Origin of the sequence: Breoghania corrubedonensis, from assembly GCF_003053845.1 — a bacterium.
Classification (GTDB): Bacteria; Pseudomonadota; Alphaproteobacteria; order Rhizobiales; family Stappiaceae; genus Breoghania; species Breoghania corrubedonensis.
In genome coordinates, this window is the sequence record NZ_QAYG01000001.1 from 76689 (window position 1) to 94882 (window position 18194).

The 18194-nt window shown below is 60.6% G+C and carries 22 protein-coding genes, 1 tRNA gene and 1 pseudogene; 18 read left to right on the top strand and 6 right to left on the bottom strand.

What is annotated here, in order from left to right; all coding sequences use genetic code 11:
* Positions 1–241 precede the first annotated feature (241 nt).
* The 6 genes and pseudogenes from C8N35_RS00395 (at position 242) to C8N35_RS00420 (ending at position 4532) form a co-directional block, all read left to right on the top strand.
* Positions 242–535: a type II toxin-antitoxin system RelE/ParE family toxin gene (locus tag C8N35_RS00395; protein WP_107987669.1), complete on the top strand. Its 294-nt coding sequence runs from the start codon at positions 242–244 to the stop codon at positions 533–535.
* Positions 535–852, top strand: coding sequence for an addiction module antidote protein (locus tag C8N35_RS00400; protein ID WP_107987670.1), 318 nt, complete (start codon positions 535–537; stop codon positions 850–852). The genes C8N35_RS00395 and C8N35_RS00400 overlap by 1 nt, the downstream gene beginning before the upstream one ends.
* Positions 853–910: 58 nt before the next feature.
* Positions 911–1289, top strand: a pseudogene (locus C8N35_RS00405) (type II toxin-antitoxin system HicB family antitoxin).
* Complete coding sequence (locus C8N35_RS00410) at positions 1279–1524, top strand: type II toxin-antitoxin system HicB family antitoxin (protein ID WP_211200018.1); 246 nt, start codon at positions 1279–1281, stop codon at positions 1522–1524. The pseudogene C8N35_RS00405 and the gene C8N35_RS00410 overlap by 11 nt, the downstream one beginning before the upstream one ends.
* Positions 1525–1627: 103 nt before the next feature.
* Entirely contained in the window at positions 1628–3487 is a 1860-nt protein-coding gene (locus C8N35_RS00415) for a type II toxin-antitoxin system HipA family toxin (RefSeq protein WP_107987672.1), read from the top strand.
* 220 nt (positions 3488–3707) lie between these two features.
* Positions 3708–4532 (top strand): IS5 family transposase, encoded by an 825-nt coding sequence (locus C8N35_RS00420; protein WP_107987673.1) that lies wholly within the window; start codon positions 3708–3710, stop codon positions 4530–4532.
* Between the two features lie 42 nt (positions 4533–4574).
* Here the strand turns inward: C8N35_RS00420 and C8N35_RS00425 are convergent, their stop codons facing one another.
* The 5 genes from C8N35_RS00425 to C8N35_RS00445 all read right to left on the bottom strand — a co-directional run bounded on the left by C8N35_RS00425 (position 4575) and on the right by C8N35_RS00445 (position 7789).
* On the bottom strand, positions 4575–5657 hold the full coding sequence (locus C8N35_RS00425; protein ID WP_107987674.1) for a helix-turn-helix domain-containing protein: 1083 nt from the start codon (positions 5655–5657) through the stop codon (positions 4575–4577).
* A gap of 4 nt (positions 5658–5661) precedes the next feature.
* On the bottom strand, positions 5662–6306 hold the full coding sequence (locus tag C8N35_RS00430) for a hypothetical protein (protein WP_107987675.1): 645 nt from the start codon (positions 6304–6306) through the stop codon (positions 5662–5664).
* A gap of 102 nt (positions 6307–6408) precedes the next feature.
* Positions 6409–6921, bottom strand: a complete 513-nt coding sequence (nusG, locus tag C8N35_RS00435; RefSeq protein ID WP_107987676.1) for a transcription termination/antitermination protein NusG — start codon at positions 6919–6921, stop codon at positions 6409–6411.
* A 15-nt stretch (positions 6922–6936) separates the two neighbouring features.
* Positions 6937–7236, bottom strand: a complete 300-nt coding sequence (locus C8N35_RS00440; protein ID WP_107987677.1) for a hypothetical protein — start codon at positions 7234–7236, stop codon at positions 6937–6939.
* 13 nt (positions 7237–7249) lie between these two features.
* Complete coding sequence (locus C8N35_RS00445) at positions 7250–7789, bottom strand: hypothetical protein (protein WP_107987678.1); 540 nt, start codon at positions 7787–7789, stop codon at positions 7250–7252.
* A gap of 302 nt (positions 7790–8091) precedes the next feature.
* Here C8N35_RS00445 and C8N35_RS00450 point away from each other — a divergent pair, with 302 nt between their 5' ends.
* Together C8N35_RS00450 and C8N35_RS00455 are read left to right on the top strand one after the other, a co-directional pair.
* A complete protein-coding gene (locus tag C8N35_RS00450) occupies positions 8092–8466 on the top strand; it encodes an HNH endonuclease signature motif containing protein (RefSeq protein WP_107987679.1) in 375 nt (124 codons plus the stop codon).
* A 231-nt stretch (positions 8467–8697) separates the two neighbouring features.
* Entirely contained in the window at positions 8698–9759 is a 1062-nt protein-coding gene (locus C8N35_RS00455) for a site-specific integrase (RefSeq protein ID WP_107987680.1), read from the top strand.
* Positions 9760–9763: 4 nt separating this feature from the next.
* Here C8N35_RS00455 and C8N35_RS00460 read toward each other — a convergent pair.
* A tRNA-Thr gene (locus C8N35_RS00460) sits at positions 9764–9838 on the bottom strand.
* A 320-nt stretch (positions 9839–10158) separates the two neighbouring features.
* Between C8N35_RS00460 and C8N35_RS00465 the strand changes: the two genes are divergently transcribed.
* The 10 genes from C8N35_RS00465 to C8N35_RS00510 all read left to right on the top strand — a co-directional run bounded on the left by C8N35_RS00465 (position 10159) and on the right by C8N35_RS00510 (position 18149).
* The gene (locus C8N35_RS00465; protein ID WP_107987681.1) at positions 10159–10404 is read left to right on the top strand and encodes a hypothetical protein; all 246 of its coding nucleotides are present in this window, start codon (positions 10159–10161) and stop codon (positions 10402–10404) included.
* Between the two features lie 307 nt (positions 10405–10711).
* Positions 10712–12004, top strand: a complete 1293-nt coding sequence (gene murA, locus C8N35_RS00470; protein ID WP_107987682.1) for a UDP-N-acetylglucosamine 1-carboxyvinyltransferase — start codon at positions 10712–10714, stop codon at positions 12002–12004.
* Positions 12005–12124: 120 nt separating this feature from the next.
* Positions 12125–12565, top strand: coding sequence for a DUF2948 family protein (locus tag C8N35_RS00475; protein WP_107987683.1), 441 nt, complete (start codon positions 12125–12127; stop codon positions 12563–12565).
* A 45-nt stretch (positions 12566–12610) separates the two neighbouring features.
* On the top strand, positions 12611–13903 hold the full coding sequence (gene hisD, locus C8N35_RS00480; protein WP_107987684.1) for a histidinol dehydrogenase: 1293 nt from the start codon (positions 12611–12613) through the stop codon (positions 13901–13903).
* 175 nt (positions 13904–14078) lie between these two features.
* On the top strand, positions 14079–14582 hold the full coding sequence (locus C8N35_RS00485; protein ID WP_107987685.1) for a UPF0262 family protein: 504 nt from the start codon (positions 14079–14081) through the stop codon (positions 14580–14582).
* A 2-nt stretch (positions 14583–14584) separates the two neighbouring features.
* A complete protein-coding gene (locus C8N35_RS00490) occupies positions 14585–15040 on the top strand; it encodes an arsenate-mycothiol transferase ArsC (protein WP_107987686.1) in 456 nt (151 codons plus the stop codon).
* A gap of 314 nt (positions 15041–15354) precedes the next feature.
* Positions 15355–15573 carry a translation initiation factor IF-1 gene (infA, locus tag C8N35_RS00495; RefSeq protein WP_107987687.1) on the top strand — a complete coding sequence of 73 codons (219 nt, stop codon included), beginning with the start codon at positions 15355–15357 and terminating at the stop codon, positions 15571–15573.
* Between the two features lie 56 nt (positions 15574–15629).
* Positions 15630–16265, top strand: coding sequence for a Maf-like protein (locus C8N35_RS00500; protein ID WP_107988981.1), 636 nt, complete (start codon positions 15630–15632; stop codon positions 16263–16265).
* A gap of 119 nt (positions 16266–16384) precedes the next feature.
* Entirely contained in the window at positions 16385–16597 is a 213-nt protein-coding gene (yacG, locus tag C8N35_RS00505) for a DNA gyrase inhibitor YacG (protein WP_107987688.1), read from the top strand.
* A 166-nt stretch (positions 16598–16763) separates the two neighbouring features.
* Positions 16764–18149, top strand: coding sequence for a tetratricopeptide repeat protein (locus C8N35_RS00510; protein ID WP_170121971.1), 1386 nt, complete (start codon positions 16764–16766; stop codon positions 18147–18149).
* Positions 18150–18194 lie beyond the last annotated feature (45 nt).

Below are 18194 nucleotides of genomic sequence, written 5' to 3' on the forward strand. Positions count from 1 at the left end.
CCCGGATGGGGAAGATAACTCAGGGCGCATTCCCCCTCGCGGCTGGCTCCGCATTCACTGCGTCAAACGGCTATCGCCTGCCAGCGCGACCGGGGCACGAACGCGTCAGCCCTGCAAATCACGAGAACAAAATAGGAATTTAAAGTGATCATGTCAAGAACTGCGGTATAAGAGGAGGTTCTGCCACACCAGCCTGTAGACGCCACTTGCCATGCCAAAACATGTAACTTATATTTCACACATGATCGATGTTCGTCAGCATCCCGAATTCAAAAAGTGGCTTGCGAAGCTCAAGGACCGCTCGGCGATCGCCCGCATTGATGCCCGAATTCGGAAACTGTCGCTCGGCAATTTGGGAGACGTCAAACCCGTTGGCGAAGGCGTAAGCGAAAGCCGGATCCATTACGGCCCAGGCTATCGCCTGTATTTCGTAAAGGCCGGCGAGACATTTATCGTTCTGCTCTGCGGTGGCGACAAGTCAACTCAGTCCGCCGACATCGCGAAGGCAAAACAGCTGAAGAAGGAGCTGGACTGATGGATATGAGAAAAATCGATGCTCTTGAAAAATGGGACGTTCAAAACCGCCTCAACACGCCTGAAGATATCGCCGCCTATCTGGAGGCTGTCTTTGAGGACGGCGACCCCAAGCTCATGACAGCCGCCCTGGGCGATATCGCCAAGTCCAAGGGGATGGCCAACGTTGCACGAGAAGCAGGCGTTACCCGCGAAGCGCTCTATCGAGCCCTCAGCAAGACCGGGGACCCGCGTCTATCAACTCTCCTAGGCGTAATGAAGGCCCTAGGTCTGGAAATCAGCGTGAAGCCCTCCACGAGGAACCCTGAAGCAGCATAAGCACGAAAGACCTTGTCGCGCTTGCACTCAAGGCGTGCAAAACGGGAGCGGTTAGACAATGCAGCTCTATTTCGCTCTTGTCCATCAGGACGAAGGAAGCGCCTTCGGCATTCAGTTTCCGGATCTCCCGGGCTGCTTTTCCGCAGCCGATTCCGAGGAAGACTTGATCACGAATGCGCAAGAGGCCCTGGCACTGTACCTTGAGGACGAGGCAGCGCCTCAGGCTAGGTCCGTCATCGAGATCAACAATGATCCAGAGGTCAAAGCCGAACTGGCAAAGGGCGCTTTCCTTATCGCCGTGCCGTGGCTCACGCTGTCAGGCCGGACAAAAAAGGCAAACATCACCCTGGATGCGGGCCTACTCGATGCTATTGAGGAAGCTGACGCGCTCAGCCTATCTTGCAGACCTTGCGCGGCGTGATCTGAATGCAGCGTGAAGCCCACAACGAGGAACCCCGAGGCAGCATGACCTACAAGGGCTACTCCGCTCACATCGAGTATGACGAAGACGGTATCCTGTTCAGTCAGATAGCCGGCACTCGCGACGGCGTCGGCTTCCATGCCGAGAATGTCGAGACACTGCGGGCAAGCTTCCGTGAAGCCGTGGATGACTATATCGAAACGTGCGGCCGGATCGGGAAGGATCCACAGAGGCCCGTTCCGGCGGAATGAGCGTCCGCAAGATGGGCAGAGAATTCTAACTTTCGCGTATGTGAGATACGGGAAAGTTAGAATTCATTGACACAAGGGTCTCAAAATTCTAACTTTCGCGTATATGAAATACGGGAAAGTTAGAAAATTGCTCTATCTCGTTGGTGAAAACCTCGACAAGGCCCGCGCCCACTATCAGGCCGAAACCGGCAAGGTCGTACAACTCATGCGCGGCATCTATGTCGATGCTGACACCGATGCCGATGCGGATGTTCTCCGCCATGCCATCAGGATCGCCCGCTATCTCTATCCGCGCGCCTACCTCTCCGCAGCCAGTGCCGTCCTTCTCGCCCCGACGCGCGATGGCCGGCTCTTCATCAGCGGGCCGCGCAATCAGCGCACCCGGATAAGAACCCTGGAAATCATCCAGAACGCGGCGCCGGATCATCCCGCCACCTCCACCGCCACCATCGATGACGGCATGGGGGAGTTCCAGGTCAATGTATCATCCATTCGCCAGCGCTTCCTCGAAGCCTTTCGCCAGCGCAGCGAACATGCCGCCTCGATCGATGACGCGATGAGAGCCGACATGTCGCGGCGGCTGATTGCCGAATATGGCGATGCAAAAGCCGCCGCCGACGCGCTCTGGGCGCTTGCGCGTGAGAACCAATGGTACCGAGAAGGCGAGCAGGCCGAGCGCCACTTGCTGCACACCCCGGCAATACACGAAGTACGAAACGCGGCCGCACTTGATTTCATCGTCGCCTGGCACGGAACACACATCGGGCATCTTCTGTATGACGGCTTTGAATGGCGCTGGAAGCAGGATGAAGGGTTCGACCTTCCGCTGATTCAGCAGCGCGTGCCTGGCAAATTGCCCCCCTTCATTCTCTCTCTCTTGCCCGAAGGGTGGCTGGAACGCGTCCTCAAGGGCAATGACGAGCGCACCATTTTGCGCTCCGGCAAGCGCTATATGTCAAACATCACCATCAGCAACAAGGCGGGCGAATTGAACGCATTGCCGGCCGATATTCTGGTCAACCGGCTGGCAAACTTTGAAGAGGATGGCATCTTCACCGGCACCTATGCTGGGCCGAAGCGCGACGATATCGAGCAGAGTTTCGAAGAGAAGCTCGCGCGTCTTTACGCCAGTCCCGACACGCCGCGTCTCTCCGGCGTGCAAATCAAGGCTCCGATGTTCCTCGGCGATGACGGAGCGCTCGTTCCCAGTACCGGGCTGCCATTCACGCATATTCTCAAACCCGCAGGAACAAGCGGATTTCAGGCCCTGCCCGTGATCGAATATCTTGCCATGGCGCTTGGCCCTTATGCCGGGCTTGAGGTCCCGGCGACAGCGTTGACCAGCATGCCGGACGGCATGCCGCCTGCGTTGATTATCGAGCGGTTCGATATCCGCACCTCCGCCGACGACAAACGGCGACTTGTCCTCGAAGATCTATGCTCCGTCCTCGATCTCCCACCCGAAGCGAAGTATGACGGCACGATCGAACGACTTGCACGCGCAGTGCGGCCACTGTCGAGCGATCCAGAAGCCGATCTGCTGCTCGTGCTCAAGCGGGCATTGTTCGCATGGCTTATCGCTGACGGAGACATGCACCTGAAGAATCTCGCGCTGCTCAAGATCGCGCAGCCGGATGCATGCACCTTTGAGACCGTGCGGCTTGCGCCGCTCTATGATGCTGTAACCACGGTCGTGTTTCCCGGCCTCGAACACGACCGCATGGCACTGAAGATCAACGGCAAGGATGATCGCCTGCGTCGCGCCGACTTTCTCAAGATGGCAGCGACCGCAGGTCTGTCCGCGTCAGCCGCGAACCGGGCGATTGACGAGGCGCTTGCGGGCCTGAGCGAAGGCGTCGAGGAAATCAAAATTCCCGACCTGCCGGGTATTGACGACGAAATCGGAGGCAAGGCAGAGAGAATGCTTGCCATCTGCAGCGAGCGGATTGGCAATTTTGCCTGACTGTGATCTCCCGCGAACTCCTCGTCAGACCCCGCCCCCCTGCCATAGCCCCCCCCTATACGTCTCCATCAAATTGAAAAATGCATGGGGGGGTAACGTCATGCGGGATCTCAGGTAGTCTTGGTGTTCAAATCATGGCGACGGGCACGCTGTTAGAGGCTGTTTGGAAAATCGGCGTTCAGGGGTTTCGCGGCGTTCGATGTTATGATTCAAGCTCTTGATGTGGACAGAGCAGAGCCGTGGGCGAATGGTCAAGATCGCCAAAAAGACCAAACGTTACCCTTCCGATCTGACGGACGAGGAATGGGAGCAGATCGCGCCGCTGATGCCCAAGCCCGGCCGTCGCGGGCGTCCGCGTGAGGTTGATTTCCGGGAGGTCATCAACGCCGTGCGCTACCTGGTGCGCTCGGGCTGTGGCTGGCGAATGCTGCCGATCCACTTCGGCCCCTGGCAGACCGTCTACGGCTGGTTCCGCGAACTGGCGCGCCGCTTCCTGTTCCAGACGATCCACGATGTGGCGCTGATGGTCGACCGCGAGCGTTCGGGGCGCGAGGCGAGCCCCACGGCGGGCGTGATCGACAGCCAGTCCGTCAAGGCGCCGCACGCAGAAACAAGGGGGTACGACGCGGGCAAGAAGATCGTTGGGCGCAAGCGCCACATCGCCGTTGACACCGACGGGCGGCTGCTAATGGTCAATCTCACCCCCGCCGACATCTCCGACAGCGCCGGCGCCCAAATGGTCCTCGATGCCATCCGCAAGCGCTGGCCATGGGTGAAGCATCTGTTCGCCGACGGCGCCTACGACCGGCTTAAGCTGATGGACAAGGCGGCCTATCTGGACTTCGTCGTCGAGATCATCCGCCGTTCCGGCGATCAGAAGGGCTTCCAGGTCCTGCCGCGCCGCTGGGTGGTGGAACGCACCTTCGGCTGGATGATCCGCTGGCGCCGCCTCGTGCGAGACTACGAGAAGCGCATCGACGTCTCACATGCCATGATCCTCATCGCAATGGGCGGCAACCTAATCCGAAGAAATGCACATCCGTGAATTTCAAAACGGACTCTTAGATTGAACCATCCCATTGCTATATCAATGTGTTTTTACCTCTTTTAATGTATGCGTCCACTGTTGCTTCTTTGGCATATCGCCGGCTAACTGGAATATCAACCGTTCGACTTCATCGTAGGGAAGGTTTATTTTCTTCGCTAAATCTTCCTTTGTAAGGTGTCTCGCCCAAAGATCTGATAAAATCTTTTGCCAAATAAGAGATTTTTCACGCTCCATCCCCACCTTTTCGCCAGTTCTGTAACCAAGTTTTCCAAGCTCTATGCACAGCGATCGGTATTGCCAGTCAGACAACAAGCCGATTTGGTGGAGCCGAACAGTCAATGCCATTGCCGAAACCTTCCACCGTTTCTTTGCTTCGACAATACGCCGCGCACTAATAAGGCGGCGGGGGATAGCGGCCCGCACATCATGCTCCGGCATTAAGAAAGCGGAAGAGAACCTATTTGCCTCGACCTCAGCTGACTTTGTTGGCTTCGGACCACCATGCTTATGAAGCACCAAATGGCCGAGCTCATGCCCACAGTCAAAAATCGTGTGCTCTGCTGTCTTATAAGTATTTAAAAATACAAATGGATGTCCATCTCTCCAAAACGAATACGCATCTACGTTCGAATTATCTTCCTCAAGAGAAAGAACGCGAATCCCCTTAGACTCGAGGAGATGAAGAACATTGCCAATCGGGCGTTCACCAAGCCCCCAATGTTGGCGTACTGCCCGCGCCGCACTCTCCGCATCAATTTGCCCGCCGAACTCTGGTAAATCCGGATTTGGGAGCTGATATATGCCTTCTATGAGATCGTAAAGTTCCAGCCCCAGTGACCCGGCCCAAAGTGCTGCGTTTTTTTGTTTGGCGCTCATCTTTTTTAGGCTTCGGAAGCTCACAGTATCTGGGTCCAGCTCCTCAGGCGTTTCTCTGTAAAAGAAATCGATCGGATAATTTAAAGCTAGCGCTATTTGGTATACAGTTTCGCTGTCAGGCTGCTTAGTTTGCCCACTTTCAAGACGCGAGATCGTGATAGCTGTCAGCTTGGCCTTCTCGGCTAGCTGAATACCAGTAAGCCCTCGGCGCTCTCGCGCCAAAGTTAAACGCTTCCTATTAAACATGATCTTATTCGCTACGTCTGCGAACCTGCACATCAAAATCATCAACCGGCTGGTCAAGCGGGCCAGATGGAAGCACTTCCTGTGCATCCAAGTCCGCACCGTCCGACACAAACACTCTCTCAATGAAACCGGTGAATTTCTTGTCCTCAATCACAGGGCGAGACACTTCAACAGCCCCGCGATCATCAACCATGATGAAATGAACTGCCGTTCCTGCCTTAGGAGCTCGAATCTTCTTGGGAGTAGAAATGCCGTAGAATTCAAATAGATTCCCCTGACACTCTCGCTCCACTCCCGCCCCCTTTTCCGATCGCGGCTTGGGGTCAATTAGGCGAGAACATGCAACGTCCACATTTTGGAAAACAATCTTGGTATTCTTTTGTGGATTTATGATGGCTTCTATTCCGCCTTCACGGGAAATATCCCAATACTGGCCCAAAAACTGAACGCGCATCTCCAACACGCCATAATGATAGGCGAAAGTGCCGGGCGCGTTGACCGCCATGAGCGGACTACAGTCAATCCTCTGAACGTAAGCCGCATCGCGAACGGCCAGGATGCCCTCTCGGGTGAGATTGTTTTCTGTTAGAAAACTCGCCACCTCATCCGGGTCATCAAGGATTCTGCCTTCAACCAGCTCAGGCCGCATTTGGAATCACCATGTTAATTTTAGCCACCACATTTGTGGCGCAGAAAATTAACAAGGTCAAGCTGCGCGATCAATTATAGACCATATTCACTTTCCCCATAGCTAAGCCGCCTTCTCCACCCCCTCAAAGTCCACCACCACCCGCAAGCCCGTCTCCAGCGACACGCCGATTGTCTTGCTGTTCACGACTTCCACCGTCGCCTCCTGCCCATCCAGCCATCCCGAGCGGATGACGACCCGTTCCCCGATCTCGAACTGCACCCGCTGACGGGCTTTGCGGAAATCGAACATGCCCATGTCCTGGGCGACCTGAAGCGCTTCGACGCGATCCGCGCGGATCTCGACCGGCCGCCCGTGCGCCGCGATGAACTGCGCAACGCCATCGCATTTGCGCGCCGCTCCGAACGCCAGATCATCCGCCGGGAACGCCACGAACACGTATCCGCTGAACAGCGGCATCTCGATATCCTTCGTCCGCCTCTTGCCGCAAATCACCCGCTTGCGGCGAACCCGCTGCATCGGGCAGAAGGCTTCAATTCCGGCCTCTGCGAGTGAGACAATCGCCCGACGCTCGCAGCGCGGATTGGACTGGATGACGTACCAGCGCTTTTCCATGCTTCCCCCTGCCCCCTATGCCGCCCACTCGATACGCCGGCCCATTTCCTCAAAGCGTTGCGCGTTGAAGTGCGCTTCGACCTCTGAGAATGCGGGCGCCGCGTCGTCGTGCATGCGGCCATCGCGCAGGATCTCGATTGCCCGGTCCCGGTGATGATGGAGAGCCCGCCGAAGGAACTCCTCGTCGGCCGCACGGGCTTTCAGCCGCCGCTCGGCATCGCCGGCCAACCAGAGGAATTCCTGCCTCTCATCAAGCGGCTTCGGCTCTGCGTAGCTGCGCCCGTCGATGTACGGCCCTGTTTGTTTGCTGGTCATCTGTGAGCCTTTCTCAAGCGATCATGCGCGGCTGAAACGGGATGATTTCGGATTTGGGCTTCGAGCGCTCAGCGATGATCGACCGGACCTCGGCAACGAGTTCCGGCGGGATCGCGCAGCCCGGCTTGCCCGGTTCTGGACCGAGCTTGTCGGCTGGCCACGATCGGACGCCCGTCAGGGCCTCGAAGACCACGCGCTTGATGCTCTGAGCGGTGTAGGTGCGGCCGTTGAGGGTGACGGCTGCGACTTCGGGCTTGGGCGCCAATCCCGCGTAATCCTGCCAGCGGCGATCAGTAATCCAATTGCTGGCCCGCTTGATGAAGCGCGGCTCGCGACCGCAGCATTCCTCGGCATAGGCTTTCGCCCCAGCGAGGATTTCCTGTTCGCTGAACCCGGCATGGATAGCGCGCCACCAGTTTTTGAACGCCTGCTCCTTCGAGCCGCCCTGCTGGGGAGGAAATGCGTTCCAGAACGTCAGGAAGCCATCGGTGTATTCCTCTGGCGGCTTCGGCGTTCCCGGTTTGCGTGTTTTGGGCTTTTCAGAAACGACCACTGTCTCGCCCCCCGCTTGGGGGGTAAGGGGGGTACTATCTGGTTCTGGTTCTGTATGGTCAGACCGTGGAGATTCTAACCCATTGTTTTTATTGGGTCTCGAACGATTTTCGCGCTGCTTTTCCTGAAATTTCCCGAGACTTTCAAGCTCTTCATCGGCCCGATGATTTCCGAGATAGCCGTCCCTGACCTCAATTTTCCCGGAACCGACCAGCCGGTCGCGAAGCCCATTCCACTTCTTGACGCTGCAACCGAGAAGCCCCGCGATGTAGCGGGCATCAAGCGCAACGCGGGAATGGCGGCATGAGCCGGCGGGAGTTCACAAAGCCGACCAAGCGCGAGGCGCTGCATCGCTCCAAGGGCAAATGCGAGGCGGTCGGCACATGGTACGGACTGCCGGCCGGCCAGCGCTGCGGGCGTGACCTCGCCTATGGTGTCGAGTTCGATCACATCGATCTGGACGCCAACAGCAAGGATAACAGCCTCGCCAATTGCGCCGCCGTCTGCCCGGCCTGTCACCGCTTCAAGACGACCCGGCACGACATTCCGCTGGCGGCAAAGACCGTCCGCCAGCAGGACAAGAACCACGGCATCAGGACGCGCAAGGGCCCCGCCATTCCGGGCAGCCGCGCGTCCGGCTGGAAGCGGAAGATGAACGGGGAAATGGTGAGACGATGAAAAGCCAAGGCAGGGCAACGAAAGAATGACCAGGGATGCACATCACCTGCCACGAACGCTTGAACTCGGCAGGACACCAGCACAATGGGTAGAAACTTTTTCGGAACAGGGCATCAAAATTTCAGAGCGTACCTTGCGCGAACAGGCACGCAAGCTGGGTGCCTACTTTACCCTTGGTCACACCGTGATCCTGACCAACGAACATATCGATCGTATCTTTGAGGCTAAGCAATGCCGCTCAAACTCTTCCAAAGAGGCAATAAATGGTGGATCAGAGGCCGTGTTGACGGCGTTGACGGTTACCTCAAGCGAAGCCTTGGCACATCTGACTGCGCAGTCGCAGAAGCAAAGAAGGCGGAAATCGAAAGGCGTGCGCGGCAACGCGCAATCCTTGGCGACGATGCACCAACAGAAGCGGACGAACTAACGTTCGCCGCCGCGATCATGCTCTACAAGGCAAAGCCGGCAGAGGCCAAATTCCTGATAAAGGTTGTTCCCCACATCGGCGGGATGAAAGTCAAGGCCATCAAGCCGACGTTGATCCGCAACCTTGGGGCAACAATCTATCCCAAAGCTTCCGTTGATACATGGCGCCGACAAGTGGTCACACCGATATGCGCTGTGATCAACAACGCTCACCAATTGGGCAAAGCGAATCCAATCCGGGTCAAGACATACACCAGCCAGGAACGCACCGCCCAGGATGAAGCGCGCGGTAAGCAGAGCCGGCAGGCAAAGACACCCGGCTCATGGGAATGGCTGCTTGCATTCCAGCTGGAGGCAAACCGCTATCTCAGCGCAATGGCGCTTTTTATGTTTACGACCGGCGCTCGCGTCTCGCAGGCTATCGGCGTCAAGCCTAGCGATTTGGACTTTGAAAAGGGCCGCATCTGGATGCCGGCAGCAAAAGGCCATCCGGCACAATGGGTATCGCTTATGCCGGAAATGGTCGAGACGCTGAAGAAACTTCCCGCGCGCAATGGACGTGTCTTCGGATACCAACAGCGCTGGGGCGTTTACAAGGCTTGGAAGTCAGCATGCGCACGAGCTGGTATTGAATACCTCCCCCCACACTCAGCCGGACGCCATGGCTTCGGGACGGAATTGATCGTTCGTCAGGGATTGGATCCACGCACGGTTGCCGATCAAGGGCGCTGGTCTAGTCCGCACGTGCTCCTCGACACTTACACGCATTCCGAGAATGGCACTCTATCTGTCAGGAGCGCTTTTGCACGTGGACGGGGCGCCGCTATGGACAAAACCGGGACAAGCCCAAAACAGAAAAAGTGCTAAGTTATGGTGCTGCCAGAGAGATTCGAACTCTCGACCTCTCCCTTACCAAGGGAGTGCTCTACCCCTGAGCTACGGCAGCACTCTTGTCACATCGGACCCCGGTCTTTCGAAGAAGAACTCTTTCGAAGATCGGTGCGCGGGGTGCGCGTCGCGGGTGAGGCCCGCAAGTCCATCGGACGCGGCGCTTTTGCCATAGGAGGACGGTGGGCGCAAGAGGGCATGGAGCTTCTATGTGCTTTTCCATAAGTCTGTTGATGAATCTGTTCTCCCTCCCGCGCGCCGGCCCACCGCAAAGAGCCCAGACACCCCACCGCCACTGCCGCCCGGCAGGAGCCCTTTTCAGCACAGTTCAGCCGTTTTTCGTTTCCACCCCACCCGTTTGTCCGATAAGAAACCAGCATGAGCGATCCTGACGATACGACACGCGCGCCCTCCTCTTCCCTCAGCGCGAACGATCCTGCGGGAGACCTGAAGAACCCGGGACAGGACAAGCCCCGGCAGGACAAGCGCGTTGCCCGCGAGGAACGGCTGGCCGAGGCGTTGCGCGCCAATCTCAAGCGACGCAAGCAGCAACAGCGCGGTCGGCGCACCGCCGCGACAGATAACGATGATGCCAGGGAAAACGAGACCGACGGCGATTCGTAAGGCGGCCAACGGATCGTTCCGCCGCCCGGCACCGAATGCGCCGGGCGTTCCGGCCAAGCATCGGCCGCCCGGATCTGGCCGGAACACGGGCCGCACAGGGGGACAAGCGGGGCAGCCGCAATGCCTTGTCTCGGCCACAAGCTTGGGCTAGAGCAGCCCTCAACGGGACGGGCCACACCATGAAAGGGCCCTCGGCGTGCGCAAATCGCGCGCTCATCACCAGACCCGCCGTTCGCCTGCCCCGTGCTTGCGCGTTTTTTCGCGGCCGGGCCCGAGCCGGACGGCGTGACGCATATCGGGGCCTTGAATGGACAAGATCAGGATCGTCGGCGGCCATCAACTCAATGGCAGCCTGCCCATCTCCGGCGCAAAGAACGCGGCGCTGCCGCTGATGATCGCCAGCCTGCTCACCGACGAGACGCTGACGCTGGAAAACGTGCCGCGGCTGCGCGACGTCGCCCAGCTTACCCACATCCTGTCGAATCACGGCGTCGACTATTCGGTCAACGGCAAGCGCGTCGGCGAGGACGCGATGACCGGCCAGACCGTGCATCTGAACGCCTCCACCATCGTCGACACCACCGCGCCCTACGAACTGGTCTCGACCATGCGGGCGAGTTTCTGGGTTATCGGGCCGCTTCTGGCGCGCATGGGCCAGGCGCGGGTTTCGCTGCCCGGCGGCTGTGCCATCGGCACGAGGCCGGTCGATTTCTTCATCGACGGGCTGCGGGCACTGGGCGCAGATATCGAGATCGAGGGCGGTTACGTGAACGCGCGTGCCGACAAGGGCCTGATCGGCAACCGGGTGGCCTTTCCGAAGGTTTCCGTCGGCGCGACCCATGTGGTGATGATGGCCGCTGCGCTTGCGCGCGGCGAAACGGTGATCGAGAACGCCGCCCGCGAACCGGAAATCGCCGATCTGGCGGAATGCCTCATCGGCATGGGCGCGAAGATCGAGGGTGCGGGCACCGAGACCATCCACATCCAGGGCGTCGACCGGCTGACCGGCCACACCCACCGCGTCGTTCCCGATCGCATCGAAACCGGCACCTATGCCATGGCGGTCGCGATGACCGGCGGCGATGTGATGCTGGAGGGCGCGCGTGCCGATCTGCTGGAAAGCGCGCTTGAGACATTGCGCGGCACGGGCGCGGAAATCACCGCGACCAATTCCGGTATTCGCGTGAAGCGCAACGGATCCGGCATCGCCCCGGTCGATGTGAGGACCGAGCCGTTTCCCGGCTTTCCCACCGACCTGCAGGCCCAGTTCATGGCGCTGATGACGCGCGCCAAGGGCACCTCGCGCATCACCGAGACAATCTTCGAAAACCGCTTCATGCATGTGCAGGAGCTGGCCCGTCTCGGCGCCGATATCCATCTCGACGGACAGGTCGCGACGGTGACCGGGGTGGAGACGCTGAACGGTGCCCCCGTCATGGCGACGGATCTGCGCGCCTCCGTCTCGCTGGTCATCGCGGGTCTTGCCGCACAGGGCGAGACGACGGTCAACCGCGTCTATCACCTCGATCGCGGCTTCGAGCGGCTTGAGGAAAAGCTGCGCCGCTGTGGCGCCGAGATCGAGCGTATCGCCGCGTCGTGAGCATACGTCGCGCCGGCGCAATACCGCAGACCGTTGCGCTGGAGCCTCGGAGCGACTACCTCTAGCGCGGCGGGCCGCTGACGGCCTGTCGCGTGCGTTCCGTCAAACAGTCATGGTCCGATGTCCGACTTGAAGCTTGTCGCTCTTGACGGCGACGATCTCGCCGTCCTTTCCGCCCATGTGCAGGATGCCGTCCTGAAGATCGGTGATCTGCGCTGGCTCGGTTCTGAAAACCGGTTCGTCCTCGCCATGAACCGCTTCGTGCGCGAAGGCGCGCGCGAGGGCGCGAAGGCGTTCGAGCGCCGGCGCGCCGCGCTCCATTTCGACAGGGTGGAAAAGGTCGCCGTGACGGGTCTGCGTCAGGATGCGAAAGACGCCGTTCTGGTCCTGCTCGCCATTCGGTTCGAGGAAACCGAGGCGCCGGCCGGCCGCATCCTGCTGGATTTCGCAGGCGGCGGGAAGATCCGGCTCGATGTGGAATGCATCGAAGCGCAGCTGGCAGACCTGGGAGCCGCATGGGCGACCCGGAGCGCCCCCAGACACGACCTCGACGAGGCCTGACAAAGCGCCTTGGCGCGCCCCTATCCATTCAGGAGTACACACGCTGTGGCCATCCGCCTGACGTCGGCCGACGAGGATTTCGAACGCCGCTTTTGCGAACTGCTCGCCGCCAAACGCGAGGTTTCCCAAGACGTTGACGATACCGTGCGCGCCATCATCGCGGATGTGCGCAAGCGCGGCGATGCGGCCGTGAAGGACTACACCCTGCGCTTCGACCGGCTCGATCTGGACAAGACCGGCATCGCCATCAGCGTCGCGGAAGTCGATGCCGCCGTGGCCGAAGTGGACGAAGAGACGATGCGGGCGCTGGAGCTCGCGCGCGACCGCATCTGGGCCCACCACGCCCGCCAGATGCCCGAAGACGACCGCTACACCGATCCGATCGGCGTGGAACTCGGTTCCAAGTGGACGGCGGTCGCCTCCGTCGGGCTCTATGTGCCCGGCGGCACGGCTTCCTATCCCAGTTCCGTGCTGATGAACGCGGTTCCGGCCAAGGTCGCGGGCGTGGAACGCATCGTCATGGTGGTGCCGAGCCCCGACGGCGCGCTCAATCCGCTGGTTCTGGCCGCCGCCCGGCTTGCCGGCGTGTCCGAGATCTATCGCATCGGCGGGGCACAGGCCGTCGCCGCGCTCGCCTACGGCACCGAGACGATTTCTCCCGTGGCGAAGATCGTCGGTCCCGGCAATGCCTTCGTTGCGGCTGCAAAGCGCCAGGTGTTCGGCACGGTCGGCATCGACATGATCGCCGGGCCTTCGGAAGTGCTGGTGGTGGCCGACAGCGAGAACGATCCCGACTGGCTGGCGATCGATCTGCTCGCCCAGGCCGAGCACGACGCCTCGGCGCAGTCGATCCTGATCACGGACTCGCCCGACCTCGCGGCAAGCGTGGAACAGGCTGTCGACCGGCAGCTCTCCACCCTGCCGAGGCGCGACATCGCGGGAGCGAGCTGGCGCGACTTTGGAGCAACCATTGTCGTGCGCGACCTGGCCGAGGCCGTGCCGCTGACCGACAGGATCGCGCCCGAGCATCTGGAACTGGCGGTGGCCGATCCGGAAAGCATGCTGGACAAGGTGCGCAACGCCGGCGCGGTGTTCCTTGGCCGGTATACGCCCGAGGCTGTCGGAGATTATGTGGGCGGCACCAATCACGTGCTGCCGACGGCACGCTCCGCGCGGTTTTCCTCCGGGCTTTCGGTGCTCGACTTCGTCAAGCGCACCTCGATCCTGAAATGCTCGGCCGAAACGTTGCGCCAGATCGGACCGGCCGCCATCAGGCTTGCCGAGGAAGAAGGGCTCGATGCGCACGGCCGCTCGGTCGCGGTGCGGCTCAACCTGTAGGTGCCGGCATCGCAGCCGGCTTGATCGAGACACCGTCGCCCCCGATTATGGGGCCTTGCGTGTCGAAAACGCACTGGATTGCACCGGTACGTTCGCAATAGGCTCACGCAGGCTTGGCTTCCGGCCCTGACGCGCAAGGTGCCGCCAGGACCGGCCGTAGCGTGACAGGATTGGCATGACCGAAGAGTGCGCGCAGGAAGAACGTCAGGAGCGAGCCCGCCTCAGTGAGGTGAGGCTCGACGAGACGTCGATCGAGCGGTCCTCGCCCGACATCGAACATGAGCGCGCGGTCGCGATCTTCGACCTGATCGATGACAATTATTTCGAACCGGTCGGCGACGAGGCCGGCGGGCCCTATCACCTGACGCTGGCAGTCATCGAAAAGCGGCTGCATTTCACCGTAACACGGGAGAATGGCGACGCGGTTGTCACCCACGTTCTGTCGCTGGGGCCTTTCCGCCGGATCCTGAAGGACTATTTCCTGATCTGCGAGAGCTACTACGCCGCCATCCGAACCGCCACGCCAAGCCAGATCGAAGCAATCGACATGGGCCGGCGCGGGGTACACGACGAAGGGTCGGTACTGCTGGCGGAGCGACTGACGGGCAAGATCGAGGTCAACCACCAAACGGCGCGCCGGCTGTTCACACTTATCTGCGCGCTCTACCGGAAAGGCTGAAGATGGTGGTGACGCCGGAGCCGTTGCCCAGCGCCATCCTCTTCGTCTGCGGCATGAATGCCGTTCGCTCGCCCATGGCCGCGGCGATCGCGAAGCAGCTCTTTCCCCAGCGCATCTACATCGCCTCCGCCGGCGTGCGCAAAGGCGAGCGCGATCCCTTTGTCGACGCTGTGCTGGCGGAGATCGGACTCGACATCGACAGCCATGAGCCCCATACGGTCAAGGAACTGGAAGACACGAATTTCGATCTGGTGGTTTCGCTGGCTCCCGAGGCCCATCACTGGGCGCTGGAACTGACGCGGACGGAATCACTTGATGTGGAATACTGGCCGACAGCCGATCCGACCGTGGCCACAGGCAGCCGGGAACAGATTCTCGACGCCTATCGCGCGGTGCGCGACCAGCTCGTTGCGCGGATCAAGAAACGCCTGAACTGGCGGCCGACACCGGCCGGCTAGACCATGACGGGCTGACGGAAATCGGGGCGGAAATCGGGGCGAAAACCGGCACAGGAAGGAAGCGAACGGATACACGAGGGATATAGCGGGCGCCGGCCCTGCACGCGTTGCAATGCCGCATTGCTTGAGCAATGTTTATGGCCTGTTCACTTTCCCCATTCAATCCGCTAGGTTCGCGCGCACAAATGCGCTCCAGGGTCGTTCATCGAACCTCGGACGCGCCAACAAAATTGCTTCTTGCAGATCTCGACGAGAACGCCGGTTTCCACTTTTTGCCGGATCTGCACGATCGAACAGGAGAGCCAGGAAACCGCATGGCGAAAGAAGAAGTCTTGGAATTTCCGGGTACGGTCACGGAACTTCTGCCCAACGCGACGTTTCGCGTGAAGCTTGAAAACGACCACGAGATCATTGCCCACACCGCTGGCCGCATGCGCAAGAACCGCATCCGCGTTCTCGCCGGCGACCGCGTGCTCGTCGAAATGACGCCCTACGACCTGACCAAGGGTCGCATCACCTATCGTTTCAAATAAGGTTCGCCCGAAGGCCGCCTCAGTGCGGCCTTTCGCGGCCATGACGGTTGCTGCCGATGACGGATCGCAAAAAGCTCGTTCTCGCATCCGGGTCGCCGCGGCGGCTGGCACTGCTTGAACAGGTCGGCATCAAGCCGGATTATCTGCTTCCCGCCGATATCGACGAAGCGCCAACCCGGGGAGAGACGCCGCGCGCGCTCGCCAACCGGCTTGCGCGCACAAAGGCGGAAGTTGTCCGTCGTTCGCTCGAGGTGGATGCCGACTACGAGGGGGCCATCGTGCTCGCCGCCGATACGGTGGTCGCGGTCGGTCGCCGCATCCTGCCCAAGGCGGAGCTGCGCGACGAGGCGGAAAGCTGCCTGAGACTGCTGTCGGGTCGCGCGCATCGCGTCTATACGGGCGTGTGCGTGGCAACGGCGGGCGGCGGCACGCGCACCAGGCTGGTTGAAACGCGGGTGCGGTTCAAGCGGCTCTCGGAAGCCGAGATCGAGGACTACCTCGCCTCCGGCGAATGGCGCGGAAAGGCGGGCGGCTACGCCATACAGGGCATGGCGGGCGCCTTCGTGGTAAAGCTCGTGGGCTCCCATACCAATGTCGTGGGCCTGCCGGTCTACGAAACGGTTTCGATGCTCGCCGGAGCGGACTATCCGGTACGGCAAAACTGGGCCGATACCCTGGCCCTCACCGAATAGGGGCCGTCGCGATGCCGCGCGCCTCGGGACCGTTCCAGGGGAGCAGCGCATCGCGTGCCCTCTGACCATCAGGCCACAGGGGTACGCACCCCGCAAAACGTCACCAGAGCGAAGAACGCATGACAACCAACCAGAACGACGATGGCCGCGAGGATATGCCCCGGCCGCCGCGCCCCTGTCCCAATTGCAGCAAGCTCTCGATCGAAAAGTACTACCCGTTCTGCTCGAAGCGGTGTGCCGACGTCGACCTCAACCGGTGGTTATCCGGCGGCTATGCCATCCCCGCTGTCGAACTTGACGATGTCGATACCGACGATACGGATACCATATAAAACAGCGGTTTAACCGCTGGCGTTGCCTATTGGCCATGCAACCTGTGTCCGCGAAGACACAAATCGACACAACTTGGCATATATATAAATTCCCTAGCGTCATCCCGATTGACTCTTTGCGCGGCTCATTGGCCTCATGGATGCGTTCCAGCGCAACGAGGTGACCATGATGCAACGGCTAGGGGCGGCCGCGGCAAAGGTTCTATTTCTGGGCATGTTCGCGGCCGGGGTCCTTTGCCTTCCCGCCCTGCCCGTTAATGCGCAATCACCTCAGGCCAACGCACCGAAAATGGGGGATGCCGGCGATCTGGAAGTCCGGCGCCAGCAATTGCTGCGGGCGATGCTGGCCGAACCGGACAATCTCGACATCGCCTTCTCCTATGCGGCGCTTTCCGCAAGGGCCGGCGACTTCGAAGCCGCCATTTCCACGCTGGAACGCATGCTGATCTACGCCCCGGGCCTGCCGCGCGTGCAGCTGGAACTCGGCGTCCTCTATTATCGCCTCGGCGCCTTCGACGTGGCGAAGCAATATTTCGACGCCGCCGTTTCCGCACCCGACGTGCCGCGCGAGGTGCGCGAACGCGTCAACATCTATCAGGCCGGGATCGCGCAGGCGCAGGCGCCCGCCAAGTTCTCCGCCGCCGTCATCGTCGGCGCGCGCTGGCAATCCAATGCCAATGCCGCGCCGGGCGATCGCTCCGTAACGCTGAACGGGCTCGATTTCCTTCTCAACGAAAGCGCTGTCAGCCAGTCTGATTTCAATGCCTACCTGGCCACCACCGCCCATGTTTCCTACGATCTGGCCCGCCAGGGCGACCTGCTGGAAGCGGACCTCCTGTTTTACGGCGCGCGTTACGCGGAGTTGAGCCGCCTTCATACCGAGATCGCCGAGGTAACCGTCGGGCCGTCATTCAACATGGCGCGGTTCGGCTGGGACGAGGCGCGGCTCGGCGTCTATGCCATTCTCGGCGGGGTGCGTCTTGATGAGGCCAACTATTCCGGCACACTCGGCGCCGGCGCACGCCTCGCCTGGCTTCCCCGCATCCGCTCCAGGCTGGAGAGCAAGAGCGAGTTCCGCCGCCGCTGGTTCAACGACAGCCCGACCTATCCGAGCGTTTCCGACCGCAACGGCTACCGGATTTCCAGCCAGCTCGCCTACACCTATTTCCTGACCGCCGGCCTGGCCGTGCGCGGCGCCGTGTCGGGTGCGCGCGAAGACACCAAAACCGACGCTGAGGACTATTTCGAAGCCGGTGTCAGCGCCGGGCTGCGCAAGACATTCGCGTCTCCCCTCAAGGTGGTTGAGCAGGCCTGGTTCGTCGATCTCGACGCCGGCTATGTCGCGCGCTGGTACGACGTGCCCGACAGCGCGATCAATGCCGCCGACTCTCAAAAAGACGACGAATACTGGCTGCGCAGCACGCTGACGGTGCCCGTCGCCGAGGACTGGGCGCTGATGATGACGGGCGAATACCGCCGCGCCGTTTCCAACTATCCCACGGACGACTACGCCAACGGCTCGGTGAGTGTGTCAGTCATGAAGAAGTTCTGAGCGGCGCCCCCCGGTGGAGGCCGGAGGGAACCGCCATGCACGGGA